We start from the raw sequence: 14,203 nt of genomic DNA on the forward strand, positions 1-14,203 counted from the left end.
GGCGGGCACTCTTCACGCTTTGCTGAGGATTGCGCATCACAGCAATGCCCTCTGGCACGGCAATGCGAGGCTGCTGGCTAGAATTGTTGTGCGCTGCAGCAAACCGCTGATCGGCCGTCGACTCGCTCCATGGACATTTCCAGCACCAAGAAACTTTTCATCCAGGGCATCACGCACGATGGCCGGACTTTCAGGCCGAGCGATTGGGCGGAACGCCTGGCCGGCGTGATGAGTTCGTTTCGCCCGGGCGGCGCGACGCCGGACAGCTATCTGAGCTATTCGCCCTGGTGCGTGCCGACGACGGTCAACAACATCAAGTGCGTGATCGTAAGCCCCGAGTTGCGCCACCACGACGTGATGGCCTGGGACTTCGTCATGAATTTCGCTCGCGACAACGACCTGACCGTGGGCGAGGCCTGCGTCTTGCCGGAATAGGCCTGCACAAACCGTTCACCCATGAAAAAACCGCCCGAAGGCGGTTTTTCGCTTTTGCTGCAGCGCACCCCTGTCAAACGGCGGATGAATGCGTTTCAGCAATCATCCGGGCTTGGCCCGACGTTGAGGTCAGGCGGCGGCAGCGGGGGTCAGGGCGAGAGCCTTGACCTTGGCCGACAGGCGGCTCTTGTCGCGAGCAGCCTTGTTCTTGTGGAAGATGCCCTTGTCGGCGACGGTGTCGACAATGGCCTGTGCCTTGGCGAACAGTTCGGTTGCCTTGGTCTTGTCGCCGGCCAGCACGGCCTTTTCGACGTTCTTCACAGCGGTACGATATTTGGAGCGCAGCGAGGTGTTCGCGGCGTTGAGCTTGACGTCCTGGCGGACGCGTTTACGGCCCGACGCGAGGCGCGGGTTCTTTTTCTTTGGTTTGGCTGATGCCATGATCTAGATTCCTTGTGTCTGGGGATGTTGCAGCAAAGCTCGCGATTATAGCTCGCCCCCAGAAAGGCTTGTTGCTCACCCCCAGGCTCCACGCACTTCGTGCGCTCCTCCCACCCCCTACCGGGGGCAACACCAGCGGCCCGGAGGGCTTGTTGCTCACCCCCAGGCTCCACGCACTGCGTGCGCTCCTCCCACCCCCTGCCGGGGGCAACACCAGCGGCCCGGCTAAGCCGGTTCCGCGGTGTTTCACGAACGTGCTTTGCTGCGCTTGCCTTGGGAATCGGAGGCCGGTTGGCGGCCCATCTACACTGCCGGCGCTGTGTCTCTCTTCAAATCCGCCTCCACCGTTTCTTTGTTGACGCTCGCTTCGCGTGTGACTGGGCTCATTCGCGATGTTCTCTTCAGTTCGATATTTGGGGTCAACGCGCTTACTGATGCTTACTACGTCGCCTTTCGCATACCTAATTTGTTTCGGCGGGTATTGGGGGAGGGGGCCTTCAGCCAAGCTTTCGTGCCGGTGTTGGCAGCTTGCAAGACCGAGCATGGCGATGAAGGCGCCAAACAACTGATCGACCATGTCGGAACGCTCCTGAGCTGGACGCTGCTGGTCTTGTGCGTGGCGGGGGTCGTCGCGGCGCCGCTGATGGTCTGGGCGATGGCCAGCGGGCTTCAGAAATCCGGGGGCTTCGACGCGGCAGTGGTCATGACGCGGTGGATGTTTCCCTACATCGGGTTCATGTCGCTGGTGGCGCTGGCAGGCGGCATCCTGAACACCTGGCGCAAGTTCGTCGTGCCGGCGGCCTCGCCGGTGCTGCTCAACCTGGCGCTGATTTCGTCGATCGTGATTGGCGCGCCGCTGTTCGAGCGCTGGGGCATCCAACCGATCTATGCGCAATGCATCGGCGTGATGGTGGGCGGCATGCTCCAGCTGGGGTTGCAGATTCCCGCACTGCGCTCCCTGGGAATGCTTCCACATGTGGGATTGCGCCTGGCGGCCATTCGCGCGGCGTGGACGGATCCGACCACGCGAAAAATCCTGCAACTGATGTTGCCGGCACTGATCGGCGTCAGCGGCGCGCAGATCTCGTTGTTGATCAACACGCAAATCGCTTCGCACCTCGCCGCAGGCAGCGTCACCTGGATCACCAATGCCGATCGGTTGATGGAGTTTCCAAGCGCAATGCTCGGCGTCGCGCTCGGCGTGGTGCTGATGCCGCAACTTGCCGGTGCCCGCGCTGCGAAGGACGAACTGCGCTTCTCGGCGATGCTCGACTGGGGCTTGCGGCTCATCGTGCTGCTCTCGGTGCCCTGCGCGCTGGCGCTACTGGTGTTTGCCAAGCCGCTCGTGGCGGTGCTTTTCCACAACGGCGCTTTCGACGACGCGAGCGTGCTGCGCACGGCCGACGCACTCGCCGGCTACGGCACCGGCTTGCTGGGCATCGTGTCGATCAAGGTGCTGGCGGCAGGCTTCTACGCGCGTCACGACATGCGCACGCCGATGCGCATCAGCCTGGCCACGCTGGCGCTGACGCAATTGCTCAACATCGCGCTGGTGCCGTACCTGCAGCACGCGGGCCTGACCTTGTCGATCGGTCTTGCGCAACTGGTCAACGCGACCCTGTTGCTGATCGGCCTGCGCCGCATGGGCAGCTACAAGCCCGAGCCCGGCTGGTGGCGCTTCATTGCGCAGGTGGCGGCGGCCACGATGGTGATGGGGGTGTTGCTGGTGTGGGCGAATGGCCATTTCGACTGGATCGCGCTGCGCGAGCACCGGTTGGTGCGCATCGGCCTGCTTGCGGCCGTCATCGCGGGTGCAGGCGTGCTGTATTTCGGCGTGCTGGCGCTGTCGGGCCTCAAGCTGCGGAGCTTCATGCGGCGCTGATCGCCGCGGATGCGACGGATGGCGTATGCCGCCTTGACGCTCCGGGCGCGCTCCACTACAAAGACACATGCCGCTGAGCCTCTCCGCGCCCACAGCCCTCGAGTATTTTCGGACGCTCGTGGAGAGCGACGACCATTTCCCGCTCCTCGAAGCGGCCGCCAGCCTCGCGCAAGACGAATATGCAGACCTCGATGTGCAGCAGGTGCTGGGCGATGTCGACCAATTGCTGGCGCGCCTCAAGCGCCGGCTGCCTGCCGATGCGGCGCCGTTGCAACGCCTGCGCCTGCTGAACCAGTTCTTTTTTCATGACCTGAGCTTCGGCGGCAACGTCAACGACTACTACGACCCCGACAACAGCTACCTGAACGCCGTGCTGCGCACGCGGCGCGGCATTCCGATTTCGCTGGCCGTGCTGTGGATGGAGCTCGCGCAGGGATTGGGGCTGCAGGCACGGGGCGTCGGGTTTCCAGGTCACTTCATGCTCAAGGTGACGCTGCCGAAAGGGCAGGTAGTGATCGATCCGTTCACCGGTCGATCTCTCTCTCGCGAAGAACTCACGGAACGGCTGGAGCCCTACAAGCGCAGCAACGGCCTCGTTGGCGATTTCGACGTTCCGCTCGGTCTCTACCTGCAGCCGGCCACGCCGCGCGACATCATCGCGCGCATGCTGCGCAACCTCAAGGAAGTGCATCGAACGCAGGAAGACTGGCAGCGCGCCATCGCCGTCCAAGACCGCCTGATCGTGCTGTTGCCAGAGGCTTGGGGCGAGCACCGCGACCGCGGTCTCGCACACGCCGCGCAGGGCAACGCTTCGCTCGCGGTACGCGACCTCGAAACCTATCTTGCTCATGTGGAAGACGCGCTCGATCTGGACGCGATTGCAGAGCGTGTCGCGGCGCTGCGCCGCGCCGAAAACTGATGGCTGCCGACGGGGAACGCGGCCCACTCGGCCTGCCGCGAAGGAGCGAAGCGCCGGGCGTCGGAGTCGCGATCGACCTGGGCACCCGCCATCGGTTTCACGGCATCCAGCCCGTGCTGCCCGTTTCCGACGTCACGCGCGCCGCACGCTACTTTCGCGAGGTTCTCGGCTTCGAACTCGACTTCATCGCCGGCGAGCCGCCGAGCTACGCGCGCGTCAAGCATGTGCCCCCGGGCGACGATCCGGTCGACGCCTCGCTCGCAGTGGGATTGCCGGGCGTCCTGCCTGGCGACCATAGCCGGGGCGACGCTGTGTACATCCGCCTGTGGCAGTGCAATGCGCGGGAAACGCGCCAATGGCGCGGCGAGATCGTGATCCATGTCGGCCGGGACATCGACGGCCTGCATGCCGCCTACGTGAAGCGCGGGGTCGAGGTGACCGAGCCGCCCACGTCGCAGCCGTGGGGACTGCGCGAGTTCGCCATTCGCGAACCCGATGGACACGTGCTGCGGTTTTGCGGGTATCTGTAGGCCGCCGTCACAGCCGCGTTGTCGTGGCCTGCCGGGACGGTGACCCCGGCAGTCCGAACTGCCGCCAGGCGCGACGCAGTTGCGTGTCGGAACTGAAACCCGCGCGCTCCGCCGCACTGGTGACGTTGGCGCCCGAGCCCAGCGCGAGTTGCGCGCTTGCCAGGCGAATGCGCCGCAGGTACTCCAATGGCGGGACGCCTGCGTGCTCGACGAACAGGCGCGTCAGATGGCGTGGCGACGTCAAGGCGACAACGGCCATTCGCGGCACGTCCCACGCGTCCTGAGGTTGTTCGCTCACCGCGTCTTGCACGCGGTGCAAGGCGGCATGCATGTGGTTGCGGTAGGCCAGGAAGGGAGACAAATCCGGGTCATGCGGGCCGCGCCTCACCGCGACCACCATCGTCTGTGCGACATGGGCGGCCAGCGCTTCGCCGCAGGTCTCGGCGATGCGATGCAGCATCAGGTCGATGCCGGTCGTCACGCCGGCACTGCTGTACACCGGCGCATCAAGTACGAACACGCGATTGGCGACGACATCGCAGCGTGGCTCGATGCGCCGAAGTTCGTCGAGGTGATGGTGATGCGTGGTGGCGCGCCGGCCTGCGAGCAGGCCGGCATGTGCGGCGAGCACGGCACCGGCGCACACCGTGACCAGTTCGAGCCGCCCACGCTCCAGCCGCAGGCCGCGAAGCCAGTGCAGCAGTGCACGCGCTTCATCGTTCTGGACGCTGACGGCATTGCCGGGCAGGCCGACCAGCACGACCCAGGCCGGATCGCCGTCCCACTGCGTCGGGAGCGGCGCGAGGCCATGCAAGGCCACGCCGACCGACGTGAGGGCATCAGGTCGAGGGCTCACGAACTCCAGCGCGAAGCGCGCCGCCTTGCCGCTGGCAACGAGTTGCTGGTTGGCAATGCGCAGCGCCTCGGCCGGGCCCGCCCAGTCCAGCACCAGGCTGTGGGCCAGCAGCACGAAGACTACGCGGATGCCGCGAGGCTGCTCGGTGCGTTCTGCGTCCATGCGAAGTCCATTTGACGTGCCGTGCGTTCGGCGGGTGCGCGGCTGGCCAAGTCCTGTGCTTCGACGCCGTCGTGCCTGTACGAATGCCCGGATTCCGGTTTGCCGTAGCGCAAGCAATCCGTGGCCATCACGCTTCAGCCGACCACTCGCGCCAGTGCCTGCTCGACGGTGCAGACCTTGGCAAACCGGCCTTCCAGCACCGTCGCAGTGCGCGCCTTGATGTCAGCGGCGTGCAGCGGACGGCCGTCGGGCTGCACCATGTCGAAGGTGAGCGTGGCGTCCAGCACATAGTCGACCTCCCAGCCCGAATCCCAGGCATGGCGCGTGGTCGTCTCGCAGCATTGCTCGGTGCGGATGCCGCTCACGATGAGGCGTCCGATGCCGTTCTGCGTCAGCCACACGTCGAGGCCGGTACCGACCAGCGCGCTGTGGCGGTGCTTGATGAAACTCGCTGCGGGCGAAAAATCGGCCAGTCCTTCGAGCGGCCGTACATGGCCCGACTCCGTTGCGAAGGGGTTGCTGGCAACTTCCGGGCCGTCCGTATGCAACACGCGCAGGATCGGCACGCCGCCCGCAGCACAGCCTTTGATCAGCGCGTTCTGCGCCGCCAGGTAGGACGGCATGTCGCGCTCGGTGGAATAGGGGCGGTGGCGGAACGATTCCTGGACGTCGATCACTATCAGACAGCTTTTCATGGGCGGGCCTTGCAGGGCGAGGTGGATGATGCGGCCTATCTTCCCTCGCTACAAGCCGGCTGTCCCTGCTGGAAGAGACATGAACCGATCAATAACGGACATCGTGCGTCCCTCGGTGCCTCTCACACCAGCTTCGACGCCTGAAGCTCTTTCTTGAGGTACGCGTAGAACAGCGGTGCTGCCACCAGCCCGGCCGGGCCGAACACCGCCTCCGCCACGAACATCACGGCCAGCAGCTCCCAAACGGCCATTTGCGTTCGGCTGCCGACAACCTTGGCGTTGATGAGGTATTCGGCCTTGTGAATCATGATCAGGAAGGCCAGGCAAGCGGCGGCCGCCAGCGGCGACACCGACAGCGCGACCAGCGTGAGCACTGCGTTGCACAGCAGGTTGCCCACGATCGGCACCAGTCCGGCCACGAAAGTCAGCGTGATGAGTGCCGGCTCATAGGGCAGTCGCAGGTCCCATAGCGGGAGCACCAACAGCAGGAACACGGCTGTCAGCATGGTGTTGAAGGTGGCGATCCAGAACTGCGCCGCGACGATTTGTCGAAATGCCTCGCCGAACAGGCGGATGCGCCGGCGCAGTTCATTGGCGAGCGGTCCTTGCAGCTTGCTGTCGCGCGCCAACCCGGCCAGCGATCCAACGATCAGGCCGACATACGAAAATAAAAGCCCGCCCAACCAGGCCCGGCCAGTGAGGGCCAATGAGCCGGCTTGCGCACGCAGGTAGGTCGCAATCATGCGTTGCACCTCGCCGGAGCCTTCAGGCAGGTACATCGCCGCTTCCGGGGGCAGCTTGAGCCGCAATTCAAGAATGGTGCGCGCAATGTAGTCGAGCAGTTCCCGGTATTGCTCCGGCGCGTCGAGCACGAACTCGCGTGCCTCGGTATAGCCCAGTGCCAGCAGCCCGAGGGGCACGAGCATCACCAGCGCGGCTGCAAAACCGCCGGCCCAGGCGGACAGCCTTGCGCCGTTGCCGGATGGCCAGGCGCGACGCAGGCCGCCCTGGAACAGGCGCGAGAGGCGCCGCGTGCCCAGGAAACCTATGCAGACGAACAGCAGCCCCGGCAAGAGGTCGCGCCACAGCACGAGCAACAAGGCGCCCGCGATCAGCAAGTAGCTGGCGATGACAATGCCGCGCGAGGCCGATGTGGCGCGGCCCCCCACTTCGCGCAATTCAGGATTCGTCGAGACCGAAGCGCGCTTCTCCCGGGAAGAGTTGGGCTGCGGCCGTAACTCTTTCATTTAGCCGACCACCACCGCCGCGCCTTCACCCCGCGCGGCGATTACGCCAATTTCGTGGACCGTTTCGCCAGCAGCGCGCAGCGTGGCGACGCAGGCCGCCGCCTCTGCGGGGTCGATCACCACCACCATGCCGATGCCGTTGTTGAACGTGCGATTCATTTCGATGTCGTCGATGCCGGCCACTTTCTGTAGCCAGGCGAAGAGTTCAGTTTGCGGCCAGCTACCCTTTTGCAAGTGGGCGGCTGTTCCGTCGGGCAGCACGCGCGGAATGTTCTCGAGCAGGCCGCCGCCCGTAATGTGGGCCAGCGCCTTGATCGGGTGCTTGCCGAGCGCCTCGAGCACCGGCTTCACATACAACCGGGTCGGCGCCATCACGGCCTGCCTGAAGGGCTGGCCGTCCAGTGTGGCGGGCAGGTCGCCGCCCGCGCGTTCGATCACCTTGCGCACCAGGCTGAAGCCGTTCGAATGCACGCCGGCGGAGGCCAGGCCCAGCACCACGTCGCCCGGCTTCACGTTGGCGCCGGTGAGGATCTTCGACTTTTCGACCGCGCCGACTGCAAAGCCCGCCAGGTCGTATTCGCCGGCCGGGTACATGCCGGGCATCTCGGCCGTCTCGCCGCCGATCAGCGCGCAGCCGCTCAATTCGCAACCGCGCGCAATGCCGCCGATCACGGCTGCGGCGGTATCGACTTCGAGCTTGCCGCAAGCGAAATAGTCAAGGAAGAACAGCGGTTCGGCGCCTTGCACCAGCACGTCGTTCACGCTCATCGCGACCAGGTCGATGCCGACCGTGTCATGCATGTTCCATTCGAAGGCCAGCTTCAGCTTGGTGCCGACGCCATCGGTGCCGCTCACCAGCACCGGTTCCTTGTAGCGCTTGGGCACCTCGAACAGCGCGCCGAATCCGCCGATGCCGGCCAGCACGCCTTCGCGCATGGTTTTCTTCGCAAGCGGCTTGATGCGGTCGACCAGGGCGTCGCCCGCATCGATGTCGACACCTGCGTCCTTGTAGCTGAGGGGAGAGGTCGAGTTCGAGGTCATGGTGATGTCGGGACGGCGTGAAGCCATGGGAAGTGGGGAGATAGCGCCGGTCGCGATGTCCGGGCCGATAGAATTCGCCACGATTTTAAGGGCCGCGGGCCCGCGCCTCTCCCAGCTCCATGAACCTCAGTACAGCGCCCACGATGGAATTGGCCGGCCACGGCACGGTGCAGCGTTGCCGCGTCGGGGCATGAAACAACTCGCCCTCGACATTGGCCTGGCAACCGGCCCGACGCTGGCCGGCTTTTTTGCCGGCCCGAACGAGGCTGCCGTGCGACATCTGCAGGTGTGGGTCGGAGAGGGCGCGCAGGCTGTGCATTCCCCGGTGCCCACCTATCTGTGGGGCGACGGCGGCAGCGGCAAGACGCATTTGCTCGAATCGGTGTCCGCAGCCTTGCATGCGCAGGGCGGGACGGTCGGCTGGCTGCATGCGGGCCTGACAGAGCCGCCGGATTTCGACGAACGCTGGATCGCCGTGCTGATGGACGACGTGCACCTGTACTCGGCAGTGCAGCAGCACGCCGCCTTCAACTGGTTCGTCAACGCGCAGAGCCTGCAGCGCGGCGTGGTGGCGGCGGGCGCCTTGCCCCCCGCCGACCTGCCTTTGCGCGAAGACCTGCGCACCCGGCTCGGCTGGGGCCATGTGTTCCAGTTGCACCTCTTGGGCGAGACCGAACGCCGTGCGGTGCTGCGCCAGGCGGCCGATGCGCGCGGCGTCATGCTCTCGGACGACGTGCTCGACTACATGCTGCACCGTTTCAGCCGCGACCTCGGCAGCCTGATGGAACTGCTCAACCAGCTCGACGGATTCGCCTTGCGCACCCAGCGCGCGATCACGATCCCGCTGATCCGGGCGATGCTCGAGAATGAATAGGCAGCGCGAGCTGCAACCAGAACTCCAATGATCAAGAAATTCATAGACAAACTGCTTGGCAAATCGGCCGGAGCCACGCGCTTCGGCAAACGGCAGGAAGTCCCCGCCAGCGTGCACCGCATCGATCCCGCGCTGGTCGACGAACGCGCAAAGAACGTCGTCACCACCTTGCAGCAAGCAGGTTTCGAGGCCTATGTGGTGGGCGGCGCCGTGCGCGACCTGCTGCTGGGCCTGCGGCCGAAGGATTTCGACGTGGCCACCAATGCCACGCCGGAGCAGGTCAAGGGCCTGTTCCGCCGCGCATTCATCATCGGCCGGCGCTTTCGCATCGTGCACGTGGTGTACGGGCGGGGCCGCGAGCACGAGGTGATCGAAGTCTCGACCTTCCGCGCCTACATGGACAACGCCGCGGCCGAGCAGGTCAAGGGCAACGAGCGCACCAGCAAGGGCGAACTCGCGAGCATGAAGCACGCGGTGGACTCGTCGGGTCGTGTGCTGCGCGACAACGTCTGGGGCCCGCAGGACGAAGACGCCGCGCGGCGCGATTTCACCGTCAACGCGATGTACTACGACCCCGCCAACCAGGTCGTGGTCGACTATCACAACGGCATCAAGGACGCCAAGAAGCTCACCCTGCGCATGATTGGCGACCCGGCCACGCGCTACCGCGAAGACCCGGTGCGCATCATTCGCGCGATCCGCTTCTCGGCCAAGCTGGCAGCGCTGGGCTTCACGCTCGAGCCGAAGACGAAGGCCCCGCTCATCGACTCGAGCAAGCTGCTGTCCGACGTTCCGCAAAGCCGGCTGTTCGACGAAATGCTCAAGCTGCTCCAGACCGGGCATTCGATCGCCACCGTGGCGCAACTGAAGAAGCTGGGCCTGAGCATTGGCATCTATCCGCTGCTCGACATCGTTGTCGAGCGTGCCGACCAGCCTTTCGTCGCCGCCGCATTGCAGGACACCGACCGCCGCGTCGGCGAAGGCAAGCCGGTTGCGCCGAGCTTCCTGCTGGCCTGCGTGCTTTGGGCCGACGTGCGCGACGGCTGGGCCGCGCGCATCGCGGGTCAGCATGGCCAACGCGGGCAGCCCTCGTATCCTGCGCTGCAGGACGCGATCGACGACGTATTCAATTCGCGCATCGGCGATGTGTCGGGCCGCGGCAAGTTGGGCGCCGACATGCGCGAGATCTGGATGATGCAGCCGCGCTTCGACAAGCGCAGCGGCGCCACGCCCCACAGCCTGGTCGAGCAGGCGCGCTTCCGGGCCGCCTTCGATTTCATGCGCCTGCGTGCCGATGTGGGCGAGGTGAACGAGGCCATTGCCGAGTGGTGGCAGGAGTTCAGCATCGCCGACGACCTGCGCCGGCAAGACCTGATGGACCAGGTGCGCGACGAGCAGAAAAAGGGGGCGCGCGTGCGGGTCCGCGCGCCGCAAACGCAGGCGCCGCGCCGTGCCCCGTCGCAGTCCGACGCCGCGGAGCCCGTCACCCGCGAAGCCGAAATGGCCGTGCCGCCCGATGGCGAAGCTGTCGCGCCGCGCAAGCGCCGGCGTCGCCGCAAGCCGAGGCCCGAAGGCGGTGGCAGCGGTGGCGATCAGGGCGCGCATTCAGGCGAGTGATGGTGCGCGCCTACGTCGGCCTCGGCGCCAACCTGGGCGATGCAAAGGCCGCCGTGGAACGGGCCATCGAAGCACTCGATGCGCTTCCGCAGACACGCGTCGCAGCGCGTTCGTCGATGTACCGCAGCGCGCCGTTCGAGGCTACGGGCCCCGACTTCTTCAACGCCGTCGCCGCGCTCGAAACGGACCTGGAGCCCATCGCCCTGTTGGCCGAATTGCAGCGGTTGGAATTGCAGGCTGGCCGCGAGCGCCCCTACCGCAACGCGCCGCGCACGCTCGACCTCGACCTGCTGCTGCACGGTGCCGCCGTGCTCGACTCGCCCATCCTGACCCTGCCACACCCCCGCATGCTGCAGCGCGCCTTCGTGCTGTTGCCGCTCGCGGAGATAGCGCCCGACCTGGTCACGCCGCAGCAAATCGCGGCGGTGGCCGGGCAAGCCATCGAGCGAATCTGAGCTCGGGGTTTCAGCCCCAAGGGTGGGGGTACGCAGCCAATTACACGATTCGCGCAATCTTGTCTACGCCGCGGACCCCAGCCTAACCCTATTACACTTGCGCGGTTTTTCACAGCGGCGTCACTGACGTTTGGTAGCCGCCCCCACCCAGGAGAGGCCATGTTCGGCAAGCTGCTGCCCCGCGAGGGGAATTTTTTCGAGATGTTCAACCAGCATGCCGAGCGCATCGTGGAAGCGGCGCGCGCTTTCGAGCAGCTGGTGGCCAACTACAACGACGTACACCTGCGTGAGCAGTACAACCGCGACGTCGACAACGCAGAGCGTGCGGCCGATCGCGTGACGCATGACGTCAACCGCCTGCTGCACAAGACCTTCATCACGCCGATCGATCGCGAGCAGATCCACAAGCTCATCAACACGATGGACGACGTGGCCGACCTGATCCAGGATTCGGCGGAGACGATGGCGCTCTACGACGTGCGTCACATGACGGAAGAAATCACTCGCCTCACCGCACTCAGCGTGAAGTGCTGCGACAAGCTCAAGGACACCGTCAAGCACCTTGGCCGTATCGCCGAGCCAGCCGTTGCCGAGGCCGCCCTCAAGGGCTGCGAGGAAATCGACCGCATCGAATCCGATGCCGACCGCGTCATGCGCAGCGCCATGAGCAAACTATTCCGCGAAGAGCCCGATGTTCGCGAAGTGATCAAGCTCAAGGCGATCTACGAATTGCTCGAAACCATCACGGACAAGTGCGAGGACGTCGCGAACGTCATCGAGGGCATCATCCTCGAGAACTCCTGATGGAAGCGGTCCAGGTCAGTTTCTGGGTGGTGGCCGTGCTGGTGGTGCTCGCCATCGGCTTTGACTTCATGAACGGATTTCATGACGCGGCCAATTCGATCGCCACCGTGGTGTCGACCGGCGTGCTCAGGCCGGGCCAGGCGGTGGTCTTCGCGGCCTTCTTCAACCTCATTGCGATCTTCATCTTTCACCTGAGCGTGGCCGCGACCGTCGGCAAAGGCATTGCCGACCCGGGCGTGATCGACGTACACGTGGTGTTCGGGGCGCTGGTCGGGGCGATCAGCTGGAACCTCGTCACCTGGTACTACGGCATTCCGAGCAGCTCGTCGCACGCGCTGATCGGTGGCATCGTCGGCGCCGTGATCGCCAAGTCCGGCTCCGGCGGGCTGGTGGCGAGCGGCATCTGGAAGACGGTGGCTTTCATCTTCGTGTCGCCGCTGCTCGGGTTCTTCCTCGGCTCGATGATGATGGTGGTCGTGGCATGGGTCTTCCGCAAGTCGACCCCTTCCCGAGTGGACCGGTGGTTTCGCCGGCTGCAACTGGTTTCGGCGGGCGCCTACAGCCTGGGCCACGGCGGCAACGATGCGCAAAAGACCATTGGCATCATCTGGATGCTGCTGATCGCCACCGGCTATGCGAGCGCCAAGGACGCCAATCCGCCAACCTGGACCATCGTGAGCTGCTACACCGCGATCGCGCTCGGCACCATGTTCGGCGGTTGGCGCATCGTGAAGACCATGGGCCAGAAGATCACCAAGCTCAAGCCGGTCGGTGGCTTCTGCGCCGAGACTGGCGGGGCACTCACGCTGTTCCTTGCAACGGGGCTGGGCATTCCGGTGTCGACGACGCACACCATCACCGGCGCGATCGTCGGCGTGGGGTCGGCGCAGCGCGCCAGCGCCGTGCGCTGGGGCGTGGCGGGCACCATCGTGTGGGCGTGGATCTTCACGATACCAGCCTCGGCTTTCGTTGCCGCGATCGCCTACTGGGTCAGCCTGCAGTTGTTCTGACTGCGCTTGCTGCTGCACGCTTCGGGCTTGCGGCAGATCGCAACCACGTCATCGTTACCCGTCGCGCCCCACTGGAGCTTGACCTTGTCGATCGAAGCATCGTAGGCAAAGTGCCCTCGATGGGTCTGATCGAAAGCCATGCCAAGTCGCCTACTGCGACATCTTCCGGCCTTCTTCGACCTGATACTCGAAGTAGCGCTGGAAGCTGAACACGATGCTGGCCATCAGCACCGTGCTTCCGATCAGCAACGCCATCACCACGGCGCCGATCGTGAGCCATTGGGTGCGGCCCGGCGCCGCGTCGAGAGGGGCATTGGCGTTGTAGCGTGCATTCCATTTTTCCGGGGTCATCAGGCCGTAGACGATGGCCGTGAGCGCGCAGCCGGCAATGGTGAAGCCAAGCAACGGTACCAGCACCCAACTCCAGGCGTCGTCGAGCCCGTACAGGCGGACCCGCTCGATGCCATAGAGGCCCAGCGCCGTCGGAATCGGCAACAACCAACCGAGCAGGCTGCCAAAGCCGCGCAGGTAGAAGCAATGCAGGCCGAGCGGGCCGCCGAGGAATGCGAGCCACGCGGCCAGGGTCTTGTTTTTCATTCGGGGTTTGTCGTGCTGCCTTCGCCCAGCACCTTTTCCATCAACACCACGTCGCGCCATTGGCCGAACTTCCAGCCGCAGTCCTTGAGCACGCCCACATGCGTGAAGCCCTGGGCGCGATGGACGCCGACCGAACCGGCGTTGGCCGAATCGCCGATCACGGCGATGAGCTTGCGCACGCCGATCGCTTCGGCTGCCAGCGACAACTCTGCGAGGAGTCTCGCGCCCAGACCCTGACCCCGCGCTGAGTCGGCCAGGTAGATCGAGTCTTCCGCCGAATAGCGGTACGCCGGGCGCGGCTTGAACCAGTTGCAGTAGGCAAAACCCAACACTTCGTCGCCGCTTTCCGCGACCAGGTAGGGCAGGTTCTTCGACAGCACATCGGCGCGCCGGCCGGCCATGTCGGCCTCGGTAGGCGGCTCGGTTTCGAAGGTGCCGGTGCCGTGCAGAACGTGGTGGGCATAGATGGCGGTGATGGCCGCGACGTCTTCGTCGCGGCTCGGGCGAATGGTGATCATGTTGGGAAAGGGACGGGGAAAAAAGGAACAGCAGCCGCAGCAGGCTATAATAGAAAGCTTTTCAGCGTGTCGCTGGCCGGGTGGTCATTGCGCGTGTCTCAACGCTGAAAGAACTCGCTG

Annotated in this window: 17 protein-coding genes; 9 read left to right on the top strand and 8 right to left on the bottom strand. The window is 65.2% G+C overall.

All coding sequences use genetic code 11. The annotated features are described in order from the left end of the window. Positions 1 to 129: 129 nt before the first annotated feature. Positions 130 to 435, top strand: coding sequence for a DUF3579 domain-containing protein (locus WKW80_RS02525; RefSeq protein WP_340361939.1), 306 nt, complete (start codon positions 130 to 132; stop codon positions 433 to 435). Between the two features lie 129 nt (positions 436 to 564). Here the strand turns inward: WKW80_RS02525 and rpsT are convergent, their stop codons facing one another. Continuing rightward, on the bottom strand, positions 565 to 876 hold the full coding sequence (rpsT, locus tag WKW80_RS02530; RefSeq protein WP_340361940.1) for a 30S ribosomal protein S20: 312 nt from the start codon (positions 874 to 876) through the stop codon (positions 565 to 567). A 319-nt stretch (positions 877 to 1,195) separates the two neighbouring features. Between rpsT and murJ the strand changes: the two genes are divergently transcribed. From murJ to WKW80_RS02545, 3 genes are all read left to right on the top strand, one after another. Further along, a complete protein-coding gene (murJ, locus tag WKW80_RS02535; protein WP_340361941.1) occupies positions 1,196 to 2,758 on the top strand; it encodes a murein biosynthesis integral membrane protein MurJ in 1,563 nt (520 codons plus the stop codon). Positions 2,759 to 2,825: 67 nt separating this feature from the next. Beyond that, complete coding sequence (locus WKW80_RS02540) at positions 2,826 to 3,677, top strand: SirB1 family protein (RefSeq protein WP_340361942.1); 852 nt, start codon at positions 2,826 to 2,828, stop codon at positions 3,675 to 3,677. Next, positions 3,677 to 4,207: a VOC family protein gene (locus WKW80_RS02545; protein ID WP_340361943.1), complete on the top strand. Its 531-nt coding sequence runs from the start codon at positions 3,677 to 3,679 to the stop codon at positions 4,205 to 4,207. The genes WKW80_RS02540 and WKW80_RS02545 overlap by 1 nt, the downstream gene beginning before the upstream one ends. A gap of 7 nt (positions 4,208 to 4,214) precedes the next feature. On the opposite strand, the gene WKW80_RS02550 is transcribed toward WKW80_RS02545, so the two are convergent. The 4 genes from WKW80_RS02550 to purM all read right to left on the bottom strand — a co-directional run bounded on the left by WKW80_RS02550 (position 4,215) and on the right by purM (position 8,208). Then, positions 4,215 to 5,225, bottom strand: a complete 1,011-nt coding sequence (locus tag WKW80_RS02550) for a GlxA family transcriptional regulator (RefSeq protein ID WP_340361944.1) — start codon at positions 5,223 to 5,225, stop codon at positions 4,215 to 4,217. Positions 5,226 to 5,359: 134 nt separating this feature from the next. Next, a complete protein-coding gene (locus WKW80_RS02555) occupies positions 5,360 to 5,920 on the bottom strand; it encodes a cysteine hydrolase family protein (RefSeq protein ID WP_340361945.1) in 561 nt (186 codons plus the stop codon). A 122-nt stretch (positions 5,921 to 6,042) separates the two neighbouring features. Continuing rightward, positions 6,043 to 7,167, bottom strand: coding sequence for an AI-2E family transporter (locus tag WKW80_RS02560; RefSeq protein WP_340361946.1), 1,125 nt, complete (start codon positions 7,165 to 7,167; stop codon positions 6,043 to 6,045). Further along, positions 7,168 to 8,208, bottom strand: a complete 1,041-nt coding sequence (gene purM, locus WKW80_RS02565; RefSeq protein ID WP_340362199.1) for a phosphoribosylformylglycinamidine cyclo-ligase — start codon at positions 8,206 to 8,208, stop codon at positions 7,168 to 7,170. Positions 8,209 to 8,398: 190 nt separating this feature from the next. Between purM and hda the strand changes: the two genes are divergently transcribed. The 5 genes from hda to WKW80_RS02590 all read left to right on the top strand — a co-directional run bounded on the left by hda (position 8,399) and on the right by WKW80_RS02590 (position 12,968). Further along, the gene (gene hda / locus WKW80_RS02570) at positions 8,399 to 9,082 is read left to right on the top strand and encodes a DnaA regulatory inactivator Hda (RefSeq protein WP_340361947.1); all 684 of its coding nucleotides are present in this window, start codon (positions 8,399 to 8,401) and stop codon (positions 9,080 to 9,082) included. A 27-nt stretch (positions 9,083 to 9,109) separates the two neighbouring features. Beyond that, positions 9,110 to 10,699, top strand: a complete 1,590-nt coding sequence (pcnB, locus tag WKW80_RS02575) for a polynucleotide adenylyltransferase PcnB (RefSeq protein ID WP_340361948.1) — start codon at positions 9,110 to 9,112, stop codon at positions 10,697 to 10,699. Then, complete coding sequence (folK, locus tag WKW80_RS02580) at positions 10,699 to 11,154, top strand: 2-amino-4-hydroxy-6-hydroxymethyldihydropteridine diphosphokinase (RefSeq protein WP_340361949.1); 456 nt, start codon at positions 10,699 to 10,701, stop codon at positions 11,152 to 11,154. The genes pcnB and folK overlap by 1 nt, the downstream gene beginning before the upstream one ends. 159 nt (positions 11,155 to 11,313) lie before the next feature. Beyond that, positions 11,314 to 11,958, top strand: coding sequence for a DUF47 domain-containing protein (locus WKW80_RS02585; protein ID WP_340361950.1), 645 nt, complete (start codon positions 11,314 to 11,316; stop codon positions 11,956 to 11,958). Further along, positions 11,958 to 12,968: an inorganic phosphate transporter gene (locus WKW80_RS02590; RefSeq protein WP_340361951.1), complete on the top strand. Its 1,011-nt coding sequence runs from the start codon at positions 11,958 to 11,960 to the stop codon at positions 12,966 to 12,968. Before WKW80_RS02585 ends, WKW80_RS02590 begins: the two co-directional genes overlap by 1 nt. On the opposite strand, the gene WKW80_RS02595 is transcribed toward WKW80_RS02590, so the two are convergent. Genes WKW80_RS02595 through WKW80_RS02605 form a run of 3 tightly spaced genes read right to left on the bottom strand, consistent with a single transcriptional unit; the run spans position 12,941 to position 14,083 of the window. Continuing rightward, positions 12,941 to 13,108, bottom strand: a complete 168-nt coding sequence (locus WKW80_RS02595) for a hypothetical protein (RefSeq protein ID WP_340361952.1) — start codon at positions 13,106 to 13,108, stop codon at positions 12,941 to 12,943. The genes WKW80_RS02590 and WKW80_RS02595 overlap by 28 nt on opposite strands. 10 nt (positions 13,109 to 13,118) lie before the next feature. Next, positions 13,119 to 13,565, bottom strand: coding sequence for a TM2 domain-containing protein (locus tag WKW80_RS02600; RefSeq protein WP_340361953.1), 447 nt, complete (start codon positions 13,563 to 13,565; stop codon positions 13,119 to 13,121). Next, positions 13,562 to 14,083, bottom strand: coding sequence for a GNAT family N-acetyltransferase (locus WKW80_RS02605; protein WP_340361954.1), 522 nt, complete (start codon positions 14,081 to 14,083; stop codon positions 13,562 to 13,564). The genes WKW80_RS02600 and WKW80_RS02605 overlap by 4 nt, the downstream gene beginning before the upstream one ends. Between the last annotated feature and the right edge of the window lie 120 nt (positions 14,084 to 14,203).

It is taken from the genome of Variovorax humicola (assembly GCF_037889915.1).
Taxonomy (GTDB): Bacteria; Pseudomonadota; Gammaproteobacteria; order Burkholderiales; family Burkholderiaceae_C; genus Variovorax; species Variovorax humicola.